This window comes from Paraburkholderia sp. MM5496-R1 (genome assembly GCF_050436205.1).
Classification (GTDB): Bacteria; Pseudomonadota; Gammaproteobacteria; order Burkholderiales; family Burkholderiaceae; genus Paraburkholderia; species Paraburkholderia tuberum.
Genome location: NZ_JBNDLT010000002.1, coordinates 243,517 through 263,335 on the forward strand (window position 1 = coordinate 243,517; position 19,819 = coordinate 263,335).

Below are 19,819 nucleotides of genomic sequence, written 5' to 3' on the forward strand. Positions count from 1 at the left end.
ATCACGTATTGCCATCTCGAAAAATGGCCGGAGTCGCGATTTATCGCTATTTGATAGAGCCGTTGAAAATTTCAGACACCCGCCCGTCAACACGATTGACGCTTTGTGTTGCCGCCCCTAAATTCGGCCACCAATCGCTGCGAATGCACCGATTTCGTATCGTTCCCTTCAACCGGACAGGGATGGCGTATGACTGCTGTGACGAAGAGCTTTGCGGACGCACTGCGCCACCCGAGCGCGCGGCTGACCCAGCACCTCACGCTGTGGATCGGCAGGAAGAAGCACGATCTCGACGTGCTGGACTTCAAGGTGAGCGGCGGATTCTGCAAGGACTACAGGGTCGAGATCACGGTTACGTCGCCGCAACTCGATATTGACGGCAAGGATTACGTGGGGTGGCGTGCGGGCCTGCAGGTCGACGAGCGCGCCGCGGTGCCTTCGGCGAGCTGGACCGAACCGGTCGATCACGCGGCGGCCACCCTCAACGGGGTCGTGACACGCTGGAAGCGCATCCGCACGAGCCGCGACGAGGCCGCCTACCGGCTGCTCATCGAGCCGCGCTTTGTCGCCTACTGCAAACGCATCATCAGGAGCGACGTCTACAAGGACGTGACATTTCAGGAGATGCTCACGCAGGCGCTGGTCGACCGGAAGAACTTCGAAGCCTTCGATGTCGAGTTCCAGATCGAAGGGCTGCAGGAGAAGATGGAAGAAGTGGTGATGTACGAGGAGTCCTTATGGAACTTCATCACCCGCCACTGCCGCCGCCTCGGTGTTTTCTGGTTCTACAAGCAGGGACGCGGCGAGGACGGCAAGCTCGACACCATCGTATTCGCCAACAATCCGCGTGCCTATATCCGCTCGATCGACGTGCCGCTGCTGTCCGCCTCGGGCCTGAGCAGCAACTGGCATGAGGCGGCGCAGGCGGTGCACGCGCAGCGCACGCTGGTGCCGGCGACCATCGAACTGTGGGAGCGCAACTACCGCACCCCGGAGGATCCGCTGCGGGCCACGGCGAGCGTCTCGGATGAGGCCGATGACCGTTCGGTGTTCGGCCAGATCAGCCGCAGCGCGGAAGGCCATCTGACGCCGGCGCAGGGCGAGGCGTTCGCGCAGACCCGGCGCGACGAGCAGATCGCGCGTCAGGTCACGCTTGCCGGGGAGAGCGATGCGAAAGGCATCGCCGCGGGCGTCGTGATCAAGCTCACCAACACGAAGCTCGCGAGCGCCGAATACGGCTTCGTGGTCACGTCGTTCAGGATGAAGGGCAGCCGCATGAAGCCGGCCTTTACGCGCTTCAAGGCGATGCCTGCCCATCTGGCCTACCGGCCCCGGTTCGACTACCAGCGGGACTGGCGTTTTCTGGCAGGCCCCGTTGTGGGCGTGGTCACAACATCGGACTCCGCGCCATACGGCGACATGGACGACCACGGGCGTTACGCCGTTCTGCCGAAGTTCCTGCAGGGCTCGGGCAATACCGACAACAAGGTGCTGAAGCTGCGCCTGCTGCGTCCATCGTCCTCGTACCAGGGCGGCTTCCACTCCCCCCTGCTGCCGGGGACCGAGGTGCTGCTCGACGGCGAAAACCGGGACGTGGACCGCATGCACATCAGCGGCGCGCTGCACGATTTTTCGCACCAGGATCCGGTGCGGGGCACCGATGCACTGTTCAGTTATGCCACCTGGCGCTCGCCGCTGCTGGGAGCCGAGGTCGTTTTTAACGATCTGCAGGGCAAGGAAAGCGCACGCATTGCGACCGTGTACAGCCAGACCGCGTTCAACCAGGGCTATCTGCTCGACAGCAAGAAGCTCCCTCGCGGGGAAGGGTTCGAGGCGACCACGAAATCGTGGGGCACGATGCGCGCGGCGAAGGGCCTGTTCCTCTCGGCGGATGCACCGGCCGGGGCGGATACGCAGCACCTCGACATGCCCACCGCCGTCGCGCAGCTCAAGGCCGCGCTGCAGCGCGTGACGGATCTGGCAACCGCGACCACGCAGGCCGGGGCTGATCCGGCCGACCGCGCCGTGCAGTCGGCGCTCCTCGATGGGCTGAACCAGTTGCGCGACGCGGGGCTGCTCGCCAGCGCCCCCGGCGGCATGGCGTTCGTGACGCCGAAATCGGCGCAGCACTCGGCGGGCCAGAACGTGATCGTCACGGCGGGCCAGGACCTGGACGTCAGCATCGTGAAGCGACTGCGCATGGTGGCGGGTGAGCTGATTTCCTTGTGCGCGCACAAGCTTGGTCTCAGCCTCACCGCGGCGAAGGGGAAGTTTACGGCGGCGGCGCTCACTGACGGCATGGATCTGTTCGCGCAGAAGCAGTTGCGTGTCGCCAGCGAAAGTGCGGACGTGCAGGTGTCGGCGAAGTCGAAGATCTCGCTCAACTGCGGTGGGGCTTCGGTTGTCTTGGAGGGCGGCAACATCACGTTCCACTGCCCCGGCGCATACACCATCAAGGCCGGCTCGTTCACGTTCGTCGGACCCGACAACGTGCCGGCCAAGCTGCCTTCCCTGCCGAAAAGCAGCCTGAAGATTTCCGATCCGTATTCGTCGTCCCACTGAAGCCATGATCATCAGCCCTCCCTTCCTTCCCGCGTCGGGCCTGACGGCCAGCGACGAGTCGAAACCGGACCCCATGATGGACCTCGTCGACCCGTTCGAGATCGGCCATCACGGGGTCTGGCCGGTCACCTTTGACCGGCGTTTTCATTGCGGCATCCATCTGAATCCGGGTACGCAGGGCGCGGGCCAGGCAGAGCCGGTGCGCGCGATCGCCGATGGGGATGTTGTTGCGTACCGGGTCTGCAAGAATCGCATCTCGGATGGCACGGTGGATCCGAAAACCGGCCTGCCGGTGCCGAATTCGAACGCCGGCTTCGTCCTGCTGCGACACAAGACCGACACGGGCGACGGACGCACGATCACGTATTACTCGCTCTACATGCATCTGCTGGACATGACCAGCCAGGAGGACATCGTCCCCCAGCCTAACGATCCGCCAGAGACCGGCTCGGCGAATGCGCTGCCCAAATGGCTGCTCGATACGGCAGGGGGCAAGGATGGGGTGGTCCAGGCGGGCGGCACGAAGAAGGTGTATCGCAAGGACTTGCTTGGCTACGTCGGCCAGCATCAGGGTGTGGCGCATCTGCACTTCGAAATCTTCATGGCCGACACTGATTTCACGGACTGGTTCGACAAGGTACAGATCGGGGTAAAAAATCCGGCCCAGCCGACCACGGGCGACTATTGGGGGCACAGTTATTTCATCATTTCCGGCCCTCAGGAGTTCCCTCCCCAGCCGGCAGGCATGGATGAGAAGTGGTTTCCCAAACTGCCGGGGGGGCCGCTTGACGAACACGACACACTCTATGTCGAAGCCTGGTTCAACAAGGGGCGACGCTATACGCGTGCGTGGATCGATAAGGGTGGTAGTGGCAAGGTGACGCTGCTCACGCCCGGCCCTGTCGCAGACCCCTACGACAACGCCCAGAAACAGTACGAATACGACTTGTATGAGCGCGCGATGGCCCTCTATCCGGCGTGTCCGAGCGATGGTTATGAGATGCTGCGGTTTGGACGTATTCTTTCGCAGCAGGGCTCGACCGTAATACCCCCTGCTACCTGGATCGCGGTGCCGTTTGACGAGAACGGTACGCTGGGCTATGTCAACATCGCGCCGGACGCGATCAGGAAGTTGTCCGACGCGGATTTCCCGTTCTTTACGGGTTGGCAAAAGGTCGATGGCGACAACACGCCGTTCAACGACGCTGGACGATGTGATTACGCGACGCTTTGCGGGTTGACTGGCATTCAGGATTCGCTGCCATCAGCACAGCCGCTCGAAGCTGATCCAAACAACAACAATGAGGTCAACCTGCTGCTTGCCAGCTATGTGCAGAACACCGATGGCGTGGACGAAAAGCTCCGGGGGATGGTGTTCAAGGCGCGCAGCGAGTGGGATGCGTCCAACAACGAGGAGCGCTACAAGGACCTGAACGACCCGGATGGCTTTTTTGGCAAGCAGAAGGATACCAACCCCGATGGGTACACCAAGTTCACGGACTTCCTGAGCAAGTTCCAGTTTCTGGACAAGACTCCGCTCGCCGGGCAGGAGCTATGGTTTTTCCATCCTCTGGCATTTATTCGCCACTTTAGAAAGTGCGGGTGGATTGGAGTGCAGGAATCAAAGCAATTGATGCCGGCGCATGCGTGGTTCAGCTCGGTTGGCGCACTTCGTCAGCCATTGGCAAATACATTGTCGTCGGATCAGGTGGCAGAGCGCGTCTCTTCGCATCTATCGGACCTCAACAAGACGATTAGAAAGTATTCACTTAATTTGTCTCCAGAGCGATTGGCTATTTTTTTGGCTCAGACATTTATTGAAACCGATCGGTGGAAGACGTTTATTGAATATGGGCGAGGTGCTGCCAATCCGCATATTCCGATGGCTCAATATTACGGTGCGTTCTATGGTCGAGGAATCATGCAATTGACGTGGGCCAACGGATATGAGGCATACGGGAAATTTTCGGCTAAGCCAAATAATCCCGGGTCATACATCGATCCAAGAATTACGCCAGCGTCTCTCCATTACTGGGAGGATCCCACTAAGAAGGTGCATGGGCAGATAGTTGTCGTCGGAGTGCCGAAGCTCTGGGCGCCGCGGTACGACCCAGATGTTGTTGGAGCTGATTCGTTCGCAGCGTGTGATAGTGGTGGCTTTTTTTGGATCTGGAAGCACCATGACGGGACTCGAAATATTAGCCGTGTAGCCGATTTGGGGATTTCGGGGGCAACTATCGATAAAGTGAATAAGCTCGTAAACGGTGGGCCTTTTGGCTATTTCGAAAGATTTGCCTTTACTTGGTATACACAAAATATTTTTACCGATTGGATACCTGCTGCCGCAAAAATTAACGTCGCGACACCGCGGCAAGCCACGGTTTTTGTCGATTTGTCTCGTCCAAGTTAAGGAGTTATACGCATGAAAGCGATTTTTCGTATTCTTCTGCTTGCATTGGTTGTAGTGGGATCTACAGCAGCGTTTTCGAAGGCGTTAGATGCCGATGCCTATCAGATTTGTATGAATCGCACGAAGCATGATCGCTTGAATTGCCAGGCGGGTTGCGGGATGATTATTCAGCAGTGTTATGACGAGGGCGTTGCAGATATAAATAAGAAAATAGATATTTTGATTTCGGATATAAAATCTAAAAATGGAGCGGCCTGCTCTGCTCTTGCGACGAATTATTTGAGTGAGGCGTCTCGCATGGAGGGGGGTGTTGAAAATAAAGCCAACAATCTCATAGGGTGGGTCGGGAGTGAATTGACTCTTAATTTTGCGCGACAGCGTCTAGATAATCTTGGAATAATAAAGGGTACGTGTAAGCAATAACTTAAATGATTGAGTCGGTTACGATGAAAATTAGATCCTTCGATCCGATGTTTAGACGGCGGGTTGCAACGCGTATTGTGAAAAATAATTAACTAGCTTGGGTGCAGACTATGAAGTCTCCTATCCGTAAAGGTGACAAGCTCGAACATGGCGGCGAAGTCACAGGCGGCTCACCGTGGTTCGAAGTGATGGGCCGCCCGCTCGCCCGCAAGGGCGACGAGGCGATCTGCGAGCAGCACGGGCCAACCACGATTGACGAGGGCTACGCCAAATTTCCCGATCGCGACGGCAAGAAGGTTGCCTTCCATCATTACCGCTGCGCGTGCGGCTGCCGTCTGCTCTGGCGCACCGGCTCACCACCGGCCTCTTTTCTGCCCGGATTGCCGGCCATGGGTGAAACCCCTGCCGGGCAGGCCTCTCCGGCCTGTCCTGTTGCATTCACGCAACTTTCCCCATATATATTCAGATACTGCTTTCAACGACGTTGAAGAGGGCGCGCGTAGGGCTATCGAAGCGACAGATTGCCACGACGTGCATACGTCGTTCGCCCGCTACCTGCCAGATAACCGTCGGCTGGTGGCCACCTACGCGGCGCTGCTCGACGATCTGGTCGCGCGAGCGCCGCGGTAGTCGTCGCGCGCGGCACAAGGGCGAGGTGTCGTTGCGAGAACAGAATTGCCAGCGTATCCCGGCGCATCAGGTCCTCGCTGCCGCCGCGACTCGCGTCAGAACCCGAAGACCCGCAGCGCGTTGTTGCCGCGGATCGCGTCGCATTGCTCCTTCGGCAGACGCGCGGTGTTGGCGAACGCGCCGCGAATGTCGTACACCTGATGCGGCCAGTCGGTGCCGAACATCACGCGATCCGCGCCGACCACCGAGACGAGAAATTCGAACGACGCCGGGCTATACGTGATGCAGTCGTAGTAGATATGGCGCAGATAATCGATCGGCTTGCGCTTCATCTTGCGACGTTGCGGGATCTCGACCTCGTTGCCTTTCTCGAAGCGGCCCGCCAGATAAGGCAACGCGCCGCCCGCATGTGACGCGATGAGCTTCAGATTCGGATACTGATCGAAGAAGCCTTCGAAGATCATGCGCGTGATGGCGAGCGTCGTGTCGAACATGAAACCGACCGCCCAGCTCAGATCGAACTTCGTCATGTCCATCAGATCGACGCCGGGCGGATCGGTCGGATGCACGAGCACCGGCAACGCGCGACGGTCGATCTCGGCCCAGATCGGCGCGAACATCGGATCCGTGAGGCTGCGTCCCGCGATGTTCGCGAGCACCATCACGCCGCTCGCGCCGTTCTCGCAGGTGCGGCGCAGTTCGTCGAGCGCCGCTTCCGGATATTCCCACGGCAGCGACGTGAACCAGCGGATGCGGCCGGGATATCTGGCCTGTGCTTCGGCGATCGTGTCGTTCGATTCGCGCGCGGCGAGGCAACTGGTTGCCTGATCGCCCCAGTACACGTTCGGGCAGGTCAGCGACACGACCGAAATATCGATGCCCGATTCATCCATCTGGCGGATCCGCATGTCGAAATCGAAGTGGCCTTTTTGCGGAATCACGACCGGCGTGTTGCCGCGAAACACTTCCTGCTGACCGTCGGGGCGCGTCTGAATGTTGTACGCACCGCCGCGCTGCCGCAGCAGTTCGAGCCATTTGTGCGTGAAGATGTGCGTATGAACGTCAATGACAGGCATGCGGGATCTCCCGGAGAAAGTGCGGGTAAGAGGAAAACGGGGATGAGCGGGCTACTGGGTGGCGAACTCGTTCACCGGCGCGGCGCGGCGTTTCAGCATGAACGCGCCGATCAGGCCGAGCGCGAAGAACACCGCGCAGAAATGCGCAGGCATCATGTTGTTGCCAGTCACGTGCAGCAGCCACGTCAGCACCATCGGCGAGAAGCCGCCGAAAACGGCCGCGCCGATGTTGTACGAGATCGCGAGGCCGGTCGAGCGGACTTCGGTCGGAAACAGGCCGGCGAGCGCGGTCGGAATCGGCGCGTTCGACGCGCTGATCAGCAGCGCGAAGCCGAGTTCGACGGACATGATCGACGCGAACGACGGCGCGTTGACGATCCAGTAGTAAGCGGGGTACAGCACGACGAGAAACAGCGCGAGCGCGACGCGAATCATGCGCTCGCCGCCGATGCGATCCGCGAGATGACCGAATAGAGGAATCGTCACCACGCGCAGCAGCACGCTCGCGAGCAGCACGGAAAACGGCAGCGTCACCGGCATATGCAGGTTCTGCACCGCGTAAATCGGCAGATACGTGATGATCACGTAGGCCATCACGTTGAGCGCGGCCGACAGCGCGGTCGCGACGAACAACTCGCGCGGATAGTGCATCACGACGCGCGAGAACGGCACCTTCACACGCGCGCCAAGCTTCTGGAACGCCTCGGTTTCGGGCAGGTTGCGGCGGATATAGAAGCCGACCGGGCCGATCAGCAGACCAAGCAGGAACGGAATGCGCCATGCCCACGACTCGAGCGCCTCATGCGTGAACAGATGCGTGAGCGCGCTGCCCATCGCGACCGCGAGCAACGCGCCCAGGGCCTGCGCGAACATCTGCCAGCTGCCATACAGATTGCGGCGCGCTGTCGGTGCATATTCGATCAACATCGCGGTCGCGGTGCCGAATTCGCCGCCGGCCGAAATGCCCTGCAACAGACGCGCGCACAGCACGATCGCCGGCGCGATCAGGCCGATCTGCTGGAAGCCGGGGGTGAGCGCGATCATCGCGGCGGCCACCGTCATCATCGCGATGACGAGCGTGAGGCCTGCCTTGCGGCCTTTGCGGTCCGCGTACATGCCCAGCAGAATCCCGCCGAGCGGCCGCACGACGAAGCCCGCGCCGAACGTCGCCGTGGTGAGCATCAGCGCGGCGTACTCGCTGTGGCTGGGGAAGAACTGCTTCGCGATGATGATCGACAGAAACCCGAACACGACGAAGTCGTACCACTCGAGCACATTGCCGAGCGTCGACGCCATTGCGCCGATCAAGCGTTTGCGCGAATCGATTGCTGTCACGACTGTCTCCTGTCGTTTTTTGAACGGCTGTGCGCTGCGTAGGAGAGCAATGTAGGGTACTGTCCGAATGAAAACAATCGAACAAAATCAATGGTCCCATAAAGTAACTTTATGATTGCGCTTCCATGACTCCAACCATCAAACAGTTGCGTGCATTCGCGCTCGTCTGCCGTTTCGGCGTGCTGACGCGCGCTGCCGACGAGATGTTCATCACCCAGCCCGCGGTCAGCGTATTGATCCGGCAAATGGAGGTGGCGCTCGGCCTGCGGCTGTTCGACCGCACGTCGCGCTCGTTGCGGCCGACCGCGGCTGCGCATGAAATCCTGCCGACCGTCGAGCGGATGCTGCGTGATCTCGAGTCGATCCAGTCGAGCGTGAAGGAACTGGCCGGGCGTGAGCGCGGTCGACTGCGCTTCGCGGCGACGCCGTCGATCGCGGCGGCGATCGTGCCGAAACTGCTCGCCGAATATCGCGCGCTGTACCCGAATATCGAGGTCTCGGTCGACGACGCCGCGCCCGATCGCCTGACCGCGTCGACGCTGACGGGCGACGTCGAGTTCGGCATCGGCACGATCAGCGAGCGCCCCGAGGGCATCACGCTGCAATGCCTCGCGCGCGACAACTTGTGCGCAATCTGCCGCAAGGATTCGGCACTCGCGAAAAAGCGGCGTGTGAGCTGGAAGGATGCGCTGCAGTATCCGTGGCTCGGCATCAAGTCGACGAGCGGCATCCGCAAGTTGATCGACGAAACGTTGTTCACGCTCGGCATGCGCAAGGCGGTCGAGTACGAAGTGTCCTATATGACGACCGGGCTTTCGATGGTGCAGGCCGGTCTCGGCATCGCGATTTTTCCGGGCATTCTGCTCGGGTCGTTTCCACATCGCGATCTGGTCGCGCGCAGGCTCGAAGCGCCGCTCGTCACACGCGACGTGAATCTGATCCGACGCGCCGAGCATTCGCTGTCGCCGGCGGCCGAGTCGTTTATCGAGCTTTGGTACAAACGCATCGGCAAGCCGGCCGATCTGTAGCGCGTCGCAGTTGCGCACGGCCTGTCATACTGTATGAATATACAGTATCATGACTGCAATGGGCCGCTTGTGCGGCGGTGTGCGTATCGACGGAAAGAATCAGCGAAGGAACGAGGCGCGATGCCTGAACAACTGTGGTTGCCCGGGCTCGAGGCGCCGTCTCCGCCCACCGACGGGCTCTTTTTCGCGGTCTATCCCGATGCCAATACCGCGGCCGGTATCGCGAAGTTCGCGCAGCAGCTTTGTGCGGAGGCACGCATGCGCAGCGGCGGGCACAGCGGCGTGCGCGGCAAACCGCTCGCGGCGAACCGCTTGCACGTCACGCTCAGGCACCTCGGCAATTTCGCGGGCGGCTTGCCGGCGGATGTGGTCGAGGCGGCGAAACGGGCGGCCGAGGCGGTCAGCATGGCGCCATTTACGGTCGAATTCGACGCGGTCGCCAGCTTCGCGAAAAGGCCGCGGCTCGGGCCGGCGGTGCTGGTGGGCGAGCACGGTGTGCACGGACTGCAGGCGCTTCACGATGCGCTCGAAGCGGGCTTGCGCGACGACGGCATCGAGCCCGACGCACGTTTTACGCCGCACATGACGCTGGCGTATGGGATGCAGTGGATCGAGCGCCATACGGCCGCGGCGGCGTGCTGGAACGTGCGCGAGTTTGCGCTGATGCACAGCCTGCTGGGACGGACCAGACATATCGTCCTCGCGCGTTGGCCGTTAGTGGGGCCGAGCTGAGGGAGGGGCGTAGGCCACCTCGGTAACGAATTCGCGGCTGTTTCGCGAGGCGCCGGCTAGAACGGCACGCTCGTCCCGCAGCCCCCGGCATAGGCGCCGCCGCTCGCCGCGGCGCCGCCGCAAAAAACGCCGCAGCCGGAAAGCAGCGCGGCCGCGGTAATCGCCGCCAGCGCGCTACGCACGCCGATCCGCCGAGACGCTTGCTGGCCCCCTCGCACTGGCTGCGCGGCGCACATCGGATGCGGTTCCGCGACGGGAAGAGCACTGGGACGGCCGATCGGTTTGAATGGCATGGCGGCGTCAAATTCGACGAGAGGGAACCTCTGCGTGCCGCGCCGGTTAAGCGCCGCGCGCGTTGTGCGACTTGATGACTTACTCTAAGTCCACGCTGAAGCACCGTCAAATGCCGGGTTGCCGGCAAATCGGCGCCTTTTATGCCGTCAAGTGAGCACGGAGCGTCCGTGCGCTCCCTGATAGAATGCTCGGGCCGCAACGTTGTGGATTGCAGATGAAATTGCTTGATGCGCTTGTCGAACAGCGTATTGCCGCCGCCGCGCGCGGAGAGTTCGACGACTTGCCGGGAGCGGGCGCGCCGCTAGCCCTCGACGACGATGCGTTGGTGCCGGAAGAGGTGCGCGTCGCCAACCGGATTCTGAAAAATGCGGGCTTCGTGCCGCCCGCCGTCGAGCAGCTTCGCGCGTTGCGCGATCTGCAAACGGAGCTGAATGCCGTGAGCGATCAGCCGACCCGTTGCCGTCTTCAGGCGCGCATGCTCGCGCTCGATATGGCGCTCGAATCGCTGCGCGGCGGCCCGATGGTCCTGCCGCGCGAATATTGCCGCCGCATCGCGGAGCGTCTCTCTGAGCGCGTGGGCAATGTCGATGTGGCCGCCGCGGGTTCGCAGTGAACGAGCCGCTCCCGTGTGCCGCCTCGATCGGCTCTTCTGCGCAAGCCGAGGCCGGTGAGAAATCCGTTGGCGCTTGCATCGGCGCGGTCTTCGCACCGGCGGCTGATCACCCGATGGCCGCTGCCGCCATCCCTCCCGGAAGTTTCGACGCTCCCATCATCTCCGAACGCGACCTGCGCTTCATGGCGCTCGCTCAGGCCGCCGCCGAAGAAGCGCGCGCAGCCGGCGAAGTACCGGTCGGCGCGGTGCTCGTGCGCGGCGACGAAGTCATCGCCACGGGCTTCAATCATCCGATCGGCGCGCATGATCCGTCCGCGCACGCCGAAATGGTTGCGCTGCGCGCAGCCGCGCAGTCGCTCCAAAACTACCGTCTGCCGGGTTGCGAACTCTATGTGACGCTCGAGCCTTGCCTGATGTGCGCCGGCGCGATCATGCACGCGCGCATCGCCCGTGTCGTGTTCGGCGCGCGCGATCCAAAAACCGGCGCGTGCGGCAGCGTGGTCGATGCGTTCGCGAATCCTCAGTTGAACCATCACACGACGGTCAGCGGCGGCGTCCTCGAAGCCGAATGCGGTGCCGCGCTCAGGTCGTTTTTTGCCGAGCGGCGTCGGACGGGTCGCGCAGCCCGCGCGGCGGCGCGCGGCGAAACGGCTGAAGCGGCCGTGGACACCGCCACACCCTCCAGCAGCGAACCGCCCCCAACCACGCCGCTCTAAAACAACCACGCCCAACGGGTCTCGCCATGACCGCATCTCGCACCATCGAACTGATTGCGCCATCCGGCTATCCGCATGATCCGGAGGTGCTGCATCGCGCGCTGCATCGGCTGCGTGCGCAGGGGCATCGAGTCGACGGCGAGGAGGCCGCGAAGCGCCGCTACCAACGCTTCGCGGGCACCGACGGCGAGCGCGCGGCCGATCTGAACCGGCTCGCCGATCCATCGCGTGAGCTGCCCGATGTCGTGTTGGCCGTGCGCGGCGGCTACGGCGCGGTGCGGATTCTGCACGGTCTCGACTACGAGGGGCTGCAGCGGCGGCTCGCCGATCAGCCGATAGCGCTGGTCGGTCACAGCGACTTCACCGCAATCCAACTGGCGCTGCTCGCGCGCGCCGGCTTGAAGACCTTCGGCGGCCCGATGCTGATGAGTGATTTCGGCGCCGAGCAGCTCAGCGAATTCACGATGCGGCATTTCTGGTCGGCGTTGACGCAGCCGACCATCACGGTCGCGAGCGACACGCCGCAAGCGCAGAGCGTCGACGTAACGGGCACGCTGTGGGGCGGCAATCTGGCGGTGGTGGCGTCGCTTGTCGGCACGCCGTACATGCCGCCGGTGCAGGGCGGCATCCTGTTCGTCGAGGACGTCAACGAGCAGCCGTTCCGCATCGAGCGGATGATCTATCAACTGCATCTGGCCGGCATCCTCGCGCAGCAGAAGGCGCTCGTGCTCGGTGATTTCTCGGGCGGCAAGCCGTACGACTACGACAACGGCTACGACCTGCACGCGATGGTCGAGCAAGTGCGCTCGCTGATCGGCATTCCTGTCGTGACGGGGCTGCAGTTCGGGCACGTTCATAACATGGTGACGCTGCCGGTCGGCGCGGACGCGCATCTGGTCGCCAATGCGCATGGCTTCAGGCTGACGGCGTCGGGCTATCCGAGCATTGGCTGAAGCCGTCGTGGGCGGGGCGGAGGCGGGCGGATCGCCCGCTTTTTTTGCGTCAGTAACGCAACTAACTGTCAGCATTTCCACACTCACCACCTCCCGCACCCATCGCCAATGTTTTCAGTTTTTGTTGACAAAAACTGGCTGCCAGTAGTCGTCTTGGCATTATAAAAACCGGGTAAGATTCCCGCCAGACAGCCGCGCAGCTTGGCTCACAGCCTTCCGCTGACGCAAGGCAGCACAAAAACTGTCGAAAATCGACGCAAAAATTGTTGACAATATTTGTGTCCGTCCTATGATGACCAACATACCGAGACGCCAACCATGTCCGACCCCGAATCCGTCGCGAACAGTTCGAAGCCCGAAGCAATCGCCGAGCGCATCCGCGCGGCGATCCTCGAGCACCGGCTGGCACCCGGCGCGAAGCTCACCGAAGCTCAGCTATGCGAAGTATTCGGTGTGAAGCGCGGCCCCATCCGCCAGGCGCTGTCGCAGCTGGCGAGTGAGCGCCTCGTCGATCTCGAGCCGAATCGTGGCGCGTTCGTCGCGAGTCCGTCGTTGCAGGAGGTGCACGAGGTGTTCGAAATGCGCCGCATCATCGAGCTGGCCGTCGTCGAAAAGATCTGTAGCGGACACGGCATGCGGCGTCTGAAGAACATCGGCGGCATGATCGGCCGGGAACGCAGGGCATTCGAAACGCGGGATTTTCCGGCATGGATCCGCTTGTCGGGCGAGTTTCATACGGAGCTCGCGAACCTGACCGGCAACTCAGTGTTGTGCGATTGCCTGAACGGGCTGGTCGCGCGTTCCACGCTGATTTCCGCGCTGTACGAATCGCTCGGACGCAGCCCGTGCTCGTTCGAGGACCACGAAGCGATTCTCGCCGCGCTCGACGCCGGCGATGCGAAGCAGGCGGCCGCGCTGATGTCGCGCCATCTGCAAAGCGTCGAGTTGAAGATGCTGGAGCGCCCCGCGCGCGGGGCAGCGGATCTGCATGAAGTATTCGGCGCGCTTGCGTCGAAAGAAGCATCCACCTAGACAGCCGAAGCCGACTCCACCCCAGGCTGAGGCAAGCAGCAGGCGAGCGCCCGTTCGTGGTGCGCGCCGCACTGAATTGAACTGAACCGATAGATGCACGGCCAGGCGGCCTCGCGTGAGCGCCGCGGGCCTGAACATGCACGTCCGTCGCGACACGACGGAGCTCGGGTAGCGACGCATCGCCGGAAAGCCGCGGCGGCTGGCGATGCGACAACCACAAGTACGTCAGTACGGAGACACGCGCGGCACGGTCCGGGACCACGACGCCGACTTCTTTGACCCATGCGGGACGAGAAGCGAGCAACTGGCATGGCCGATGCAATGTCCGTCGATGCTCTTTCGACGGTCCCTATCCAAAGGAGGAATCATGGCTCAGTTCAGTGCAGCGCCAGGCGGTCACCCCATCTCCAACTATCCGGACGGCACGGCTCAAACCGATCCGTCGATGCCGGCCGGCTACAGCGAGCGGCTCTACAACAAGGACCTCGCGCCGCTGCGCGCGCAGAACTGGAGCGCGTACAACATCTTCGCGTTCTGGATGTCGGACGTGCATAGCGTGGGTGGCTATGTATTCGCGGGGAGTCTGTTCGCGCTCGGCCTGACGAGCTGGCAGGTGCTGGTGTCGCTGCTGATCGGCATCACGCTAGTGAACGTGCTGTGCAACCTGATCGCGAAGCCGAGCCAGCTGAACGGCGTGCCGTATCCGGTCGCGTGCCGCGCGACCTTCGGCGTGCTCGGCGCGAATGTCCCCGCAGTGATCCGCGGCCTGATCGCGGTCGCGTGGTATGGCATCCAGACCTATCTCGCGTCGAGCGCGCTCGTGATCGTCGTGCTGAAGTTCGTGCCGCAACTGCTGCCGTACGCGGACGTGCATCGGCATGGCCTGCTCGGTCTGTCGACGCTCGGCTGGGCGGGCTTCATGCTGCTGTGGGTACTGCAGGCGCTGGTGTTCTGGCACGGCATGGAGACCATCAAGAAGTTCATCGACTTCGCCGGGCCAGCCGTCTACGTCGTGATGTTCATTCTCGCCGGCTACATGGTGTATCGCGCGGGTTGGCGCAACATCGGCATCAACCTCGGCGGCGTCAAATATCACGGCATGGAAGTGGTACCGGTGATGATCACGGCGATTTCGCTGGTGGTGTCGTACTTCTCCGGACCGATGCTGAATTTCGGTGACTTCTCGCGCTACGGCAGGAGCTTTCGCAGCGTCAAGCGCGGCAACTTCTGGGGCCTGCCGGTCAACTTCCTCGCGTTCTCGCTCGTCACGGTGATCACGACCGCGGCCACGCTGCCGGTGTTCGGCGAACTGATCACGGACCCGGTCGAGACGGTGGGCCGCATCGACTATCCGATGGCCGTGATTCTCGGCGCGCTGACCTTCACGATCGCGACGATCGGCATCAACATCGTCGCGAACTTCGTGTCGCCGGCCTTCGACTTCTCGAACGTTGCACCGCGTCTGATCAGCTGGCGCGCGGGCGGCATGCTCGCGGCGGTCGCGTCGGTGTTCATCACGCCGTGGAACCTGTTCAACAATCCGGCCGTGATCCACTACACGCTCGACGTGCTCGGCAGCTTCATCGGGCCTTTGTACGGCGTCCTGATCGTCGACTTCTACCTCGTCAAGCGTCAGAAGATCGTGCTCGACGATCTGTACACGGTCGCGCCGAGCGGCTCGTACTGGTATCGCAACGGCGTCAACTATCGCGCGGTGGCCGCGTTGCTGCCGGCCGCGCTGATCGCGGTGATCTGCGTGATGGTGCCGGGGCTCGACGGCTGCGCGAATTTCTCGTGGTTCATCGGCGCGGGACTCGGCATGCTGTTTTACCGGATGCTCGCACGCTGAGTTTCACGGGCTTTCGTCGCTGCAATAACGAGTCGAACAGGAGTCGCCATGCGTATCAAACTGATCAATCCGAACACGACGCGCCGCATGACCGAGGCGATGGGGCGCTGCGCGCGCGACGTCGCCGCGCCCGGCACCGAAGTGATCGCCGTCAATCCGACGATGGGGCCGCCGTCGATCGAGGGCTATTACGACGAAGCGCTCGCCACGCCCGGTCTGCTCGCCGAAGTGGAGGCGGGCGAACGGGACGGCTGCGACGGCTACGTGATCGCGTGCTTCGGCGACCCCGGTCTCTATGCGGCCCGCGAGTTGGCGCGCGGCCCGGTGATCGGCATCGCCGAGGCGGCGATGCACGCGGCGAGCGTGCTCGCGCCGGGCTTTTCGGTCGTGACGACGCTCGCGCGCACCTGCGGCATGGCCTGGCATCTGGCCGAGCGCTACGGCATGAAGCGCTTCTGCCGCAACGTGCGCGCGACCGACGTCGCCGTGCTCGATCTCGACCAGCCGGGCTCGGCGGCGCGCCGCATCATCCTCGACGAATGCCGGCGCGCGCTCGCCGAGGACGGCTCGGACGCGATCGTGCTCGGCTGCGCGGGCATGGCCGAACTGTGCGCGGAGATCGAAGATGCGCTCGGCGCGCCGGTGATCGAAGGCGTGACGGCGGCCGTCAAATGGACCGAGGCGCTGGTGACGCTGCGTCTCGCGACGGCCAAGCGCGGCGACTACGCGCGGCCGCTCGCGAAGCGCTACGACGGCGCGCTCGCGTCGTTCAGCCCCGGTCCGCTGCGGGTAAACGCCGAGTCGGCGGACTCGCACATACACTCGCTGTAACACGCACTATCTGCCCGGCTGTATGGGCGCACCGGGGTGTTTTCGCTACACTGGGTCAACTCGGCGCTGCGGTTTCCGCAGCCGCCGAAGCCGCCTGTTGCGTGGCTACACGTGTGAACCCCGCACCGTTGCCGAGGGGTTTCGAACCGCGTTCACGCGCATTCCTGGTCCCGTCACTACGCATCCGTCAAACCATGCCACTCGACCCGAACTACCCACGCGATCTGATCGGCTACGGCCGCCACCCGGTGCATCCGAACTGGCCGGGGCGAGCGCGCGTTGCGGTGCAATTCGTCCTCAATTACGAAGAGGGCGGCGAAAACTGCGTGCTGCACGGCGATCCCGGTTCCGAGCAGTTCCTGTCGGAGATCGTGGGCGCGGCGGCGTATCCGGCGCGGCACATGAGCATGGAGTCGATCTACGAATACGGCTCGCGCGCGGGCGTGTGGCGCATTCTGCGCGAATTCGAAAGGCGCGACCTGCCGCTGACGGTGTTCGGCGTCGGCATGGCGATCGAACGGCATCCAGAAGTTGCGCGGGCGTTCGTCGAACTCGGACATGAGATCGCGTGCCACGGCTATCGCTGGATTCACTATCAGGACATGTCGCCGGAGGAGGAGGCGCAGCACATGCGCCTCGGCATGGAGGCGATCGAGCGCGTGACCGGCGTGCGGCCGCTCGGCTGGTACACCGGCCGCGACAGTCCGAATACCCATCGGCTGGTCGCCGAATATGGCGGCTTCCTGTACGACTCCGATTACTACGGCGACGACCTGCCGTTCTGGATGGACGTCGAGGTGGCGGGCGGCAAGACCGTGCCGCAACTGATCGTGCCGTACACGCTCGACACCAACGACATGCGCTTCGCCACCCCGCAAGGCTTCAACACCGCGGACCACTTCTTCACCTACCTGCGCGACGCATTCGACGTGCTGTACGAAGAGGGCGACGAAGTGCCGAAGATGCTGTCGATCGGCATGCACTGCCGGCTGCTCGGGCGGCCGGGGCGTTTCCGGGCGCTGCAGCGCTTTCTCGACCACATCGAGCAGCACGATCGCGTGTGGGTGTCGCGGCGCGTCGATATCGCGCGGCACTGGCACGAAACTCATCCTTACCAGCAAGACAACCGCGAGGCTGCGGCATGAAGGCGATGCAATACACCCTGGACCAACTCAACAGGATCTCGACCGACGCGTTCGTCGCGGCGCTGTCGGGCATCTTCGAGCACTCGCCGTGGGTCGCCGAAGTCGCGGCGCGGGAGCGGCCGTTCGCGAGCATCGACGAGCTGCATCGCAGGATGTCGCAGATCGTCGAAACGTCTGGCGAGGACAAGCAGCTCGCGCTGATCAACGCGCACCCGGAGCTGGCCGGCAAGGCCGCGGTGCGCGGCGAGCTGACCGCCGAGTCGACGCGCGAGCAAAGCGGCGCGGGTCTCGCGCAATGCACGCAGGAAGAGTTCGACAAGCTGCATGCGCTCAATCAAGCGTATCGCGAGAAATTCGGTTTTCCGTTCATTCTCGCGGTGCGCGGCTACGACCGCCACGGCATCATCGCGGACTTCGAATCGCGCGTGAACAACAGCCGCGCCGACGAACTGCGCGCGAGCCTCGATCAGATCTATCGCATTGCACGTTTGCGGCTCGACGACCTGATCGGCGCGTGACGCGCACTGCGTCACGCAGCGAGCCGTAACGTTTTTCCCGCACCAATCGATCTCAAGGACGACAAAGATGGCACTTCCGATTCTCGACCCCAACGCACCGGAATTCACGCGCCGTTACGTGAACCTGGCGGACCCGCGTCTGGGCGCGCAGGCGCTCGAGGCCAGCGACGAATTCTTCGCGCCGAAGGACCGCATGCTGAATCCGGAACCGGCCGTCTTCATTCCGGGCAAGTACGACGACAACGGCAAGTGGATGGACGGCTGGGAAACGCGTCGCAAGCGCACGACCGGCTACGACTGGTGCATCGTCAAGCTCGCGCGGCCCGGCGTGATCAAGGGACTCGACCTCGACACGAGCCACTTCACCGGCAACTTCCCGCCGGCGGCGTCGGTGGAAGCGGCGCGCGTTGCGGATGGCGAGCCGGATCAGGCGACGCAATGGACCGAGATCGTGCCGTCGACCACGTTGCAGGGCAATAGCCACCACTACCTCGAAGTCGGCGACGCGAGCGCGTATACGCATCTGCGCGTGAACATCTATCCGGACGGCGGCATCGCGCGTCTGCGTGTTTACGGTCAGCCGCAGGTCGACTGGGCCGGCGCGAGCCGCACCGAGCAGTTCGATCTCGCGGCGATGGAAAACGGCGCGTATCTGGTCGGCGCGAACAACCAGCACTTCGGCGCGGCCTCGACGCTGCTGATGCCGGGTCGCGGCGTGAATATGGGCGACGGCTGGGAAACGCGTCGTCGTCGCGAGCCGGGCAACGACTGGGCGATCATCGCGCTCGCGCAGCCGGGCGTGATCCGCAAGATCGAAGTCGACACCGCGCACTTCAAGGGCAATTATCCGGATCGCTGCTCGATCCAGGCCGCGTACGTGAAGGGCGGGACCGACAGCTCGCTCGTCACGCAGGCGATGTTCTGGCCGGTGCTGCTCGGCGAACAGAAACTGCAGATGGACGAGCAGCATTTCTTCGAGAGCGAGATCGCGGCGCTCGGGCCCGTTACGCATGTGCGCTTCAACATCTATCCGGACGGTGGCGTGTCGCGTCTGCGTCTGTGGGGTACGCTCGAATGAAAACGCTCGCCATCGAAGCGCTGACGAAAGCGGCGTTCGCCGCATTCGGCGACGTGATCGAACTCGAAGGCGCGAAGCAGATTCCGATCAACCTCGGCACGACGATCCGCTATCACGACCTCGCGAAAGTCGACGTGGCCGACGAGCACGGCCGCACGCTCGTCAATCTGTTTCGTGGCCAGCCGCGCACGCTGCCGTTCGAAGTGAAGATGCTCGAGCGTCATCCGCTTGGCAGCCAGGCGTTCGTGCCGCTCAACGACAAGCCGTATCTGGTCGTCGTCGCGCCCGCGGGCGAACTCGACACGACGCGGATCCGCGCGTTCGTCACCACTGGCTGGCAGGGCGTCAACTACGCGAAAGGCGTGTGGCACCATCCGCTGATCGCATTGGGCGAGACGAGCGACTTTATCGTCGTCGATCGTGGCGGCGAGGGGCTCAATCTGAACGAGCAGGATCTGGTGGAGTCGCTGTGGCTCACGGAAGATGCGCTGAGCGCGGTGGCGGTTTGATGGCGATGCAGCTGCCGGGTCGCCGGCAGCGTTGTGGTTCGAAGAACAGGCCCGCGACGTGCGTTACGTCGTGGGCTTTTTTGCA

Annotated in this window: 17 protein-coding genes and 1 pseudogene; 16 read left to right on the plus strand and 2 right to left on the minus strand. The window is 62.9% G+C overall.

Going from position 1 to position 19,819, the window contains the following annotated elements:
* Positions 1–189: 189 nt before the first annotated feature.
* The 4 genes and pseudogenes from OKW38_RS07860 to OKW38_RS07875 form a co-directional block, all read left to right on the plus strand.
* Entirely contained in the window at positions 190–2,562 is a 2,373-nt protein-coding gene (locus tag OKW38_RS07860; RefSeq protein WP_429360897.1) for a DUF2345 domain-containing protein, read from the plus strand.
* Between the two features lie 76 nt (positions 2,563–2,638).
* Entirely contained in the window at positions 2,639–4,972 is a 2,334-nt protein-coding gene (locus OKW38_RS07865) for a hypothetical protein (protein ID WP_260320952.1), read from the plus strand.
* A gap of 12 nt (positions 4,973–4,984) precedes the next feature.
* The gene (locus tag OKW38_RS07870) at positions 4,985–5,395 is read left to right on the plus strand and encodes a hypothetical protein (protein WP_429360899.1); all 411 of its coding nucleotides are present in this window, start codon (positions 4,985–4,987) and stop codon (positions 5,393–5,395) included.
* A gap of 110 nt (positions 5,396–5,505) precedes the next feature.
* Positions 5,506–5,736 (plus strand): annotated as a pseudogene (locus OKW38_RS07875) (PAAR domain-containing protein); the annotation flags it as partial.
* A 384-nt stretch (positions 5,737–6,120) separates the two neighbouring features.
* On the opposite strand, the gene OKW38_RS07880 reads toward OKW38_RS07875, so the two are convergent.
* Both OKW38_RS07880 and OKW38_RS07885 read right to left on the minus strand, forming a co-directional pair.
* Positions 6,121–7,101 (minus strand): amidohydrolase family protein, encoded by a 981-nt coding sequence (locus OKW38_RS07880; RefSeq protein WP_429360901.1) that lies wholly within the window; start codon positions 7,099–7,101, stop codon positions 6,121–6,123.
* Between the two features lie 51 nt (positions 7,102–7,152).
* Complete coding sequence (locus tag OKW38_RS07885) at positions 7,153–8,436, minus strand: MFS transporter (RefSeq protein WP_429360902.1); 1,284 nt, start codon at positions 8,434–8,436, stop codon at positions 7,153–7,155.
* A 125-nt stretch (positions 8,437–8,561) separates the two neighbouring features.
* Here OKW38_RS07885 and OKW38_RS07890 point away from each other — a divergent pair, with 125 nt between their 5' ends.
* The 12 genes from OKW38_RS07890 (at position 8,562) to OKW38_RS07945 (ending at position 19,734) form a co-directional block, all read left to right on the plus strand.
* Positions 8,562–9,464, plus strand: a complete 903-nt coding sequence (locus OKW38_RS07890; protein WP_184056838.1) for a LysR family transcriptional regulator — start codon at positions 8,562–8,564, stop codon at positions 9,462–9,464.
* A gap of 120 nt (positions 9,465–9,584) precedes the next feature.
* Complete coding sequence (locus OKW38_RS07895) at positions 9,585–10,196, plus strand: 2'-5' RNA ligase family protein (RefSeq protein ID WP_429360904.1); 612 nt, start codon at positions 9,585–9,587, stop codon at positions 10,194–10,196.
* A 508-nt stretch (positions 10,197–10,704) separates the two neighbouring features.
* Entirely contained in the window at positions 10,705–11,103 is a 399-nt protein-coding gene (locus tag OKW38_RS07900; protein WP_429360905.1) for a DnaJ family domain-containing protein, read from the plus strand.
* Entirely contained in the window at positions 11,100–11,819 is a 720-nt protein-coding gene (gene tadA / locus OKW38_RS07905; protein ID WP_429360907.1) for a tRNA adenosine(34) deaminase TadA, read from the plus strand. The genes OKW38_RS07900 and tadA overlap by 4 nt, the downstream gene beginning before the upstream one ends.
* Before the next feature lie 26 nt (positions 11,820–11,845).
* Positions 11,846–12,772, plus strand: a complete 927-nt coding sequence (ldcA, locus tag OKW38_RS07910) for a muramoyltetrapeptide carboxypeptidase (protein WP_184049200.1) — start codon at positions 11,846–11,848, stop codon at positions 12,770–12,772.
* Positions 12,773–13,090: 318 nt separating this feature from the next.
* Complete coding sequence (locus OKW38_RS07915) at positions 13,091–13,804, plus strand: GntR family transcriptional regulator (protein WP_429334753.1); 714 nt, start codon at positions 13,091–13,093, stop codon at positions 13,802–13,804.
* A 367-nt stretch (positions 13,805–14,171) separates the two neighbouring features.
* Positions 14,172–15,653 (plus strand): NCS1 family nucleobase:cation symporter-1, encoded by a 1,482-nt coding sequence (locus OKW38_RS07920; RefSeq protein WP_429334752.1) that lies wholly within the window; start codon positions 14,172–14,174, stop codon positions 15,651–15,653.
* A 48-nt stretch (positions 15,654–15,701) separates the two neighbouring features.
* The gene (locus OKW38_RS07925) at positions 15,702–16,484 is read left to right on the plus strand and encodes an aspartate/glutamate racemase family protein (protein ID WP_090800525.1); all 783 of its coding nucleotides are present in this window, start codon (positions 15,702–15,704) and stop codon (positions 16,482–16,484) included.
* Positions 16,485–16,678: 194 nt separating this feature from the next.
* The gene (gene puuE / locus OKW38_RS07930; RefSeq protein ID WP_429334750.1) at positions 16,679–17,629 is read left to right on the plus strand and encodes an allantoinase PuuE; all 951 of its coding nucleotides are present in this window, start codon (positions 16,679–16,681) and stop codon (positions 17,627–17,629) included.
* Positions 17,626–18,147, plus strand: a complete 522-nt coding sequence (uraD, locus tag OKW38_RS07935) for a 2-oxo-4-hydroxy-4-carboxy-5-ureidoimidazoline decarboxylase (RefSeq protein WP_090800522.1) — start codon at positions 17,626–17,628, stop codon at positions 18,145–18,147. The genes puuE and uraD overlap by 4 nt, the downstream gene beginning before the upstream one ends.
* 67 nt (positions 18,148–18,214) lie before the next feature.
* Complete coding sequence (alc, locus tag OKW38_RS07940; RefSeq protein ID WP_429334748.1) at positions 18,215–19,225, plus strand: allantoicase; 1,011 nt, start codon at positions 18,215–18,217, stop codon at positions 19,223–19,225.
* Complete coding sequence (locus OKW38_RS07945) at positions 19,222–19,734, plus strand: ureidoglycolate lyase (RefSeq protein WP_429360909.1); 513 nt, start codon at positions 19,222–19,224, stop codon at positions 19,732–19,734. The genes alc and OKW38_RS07945 overlap by 4 nt, the downstream gene beginning before the upstream one ends.
* Positions 19,735–19,819 lie beyond the last annotated feature (85 nt).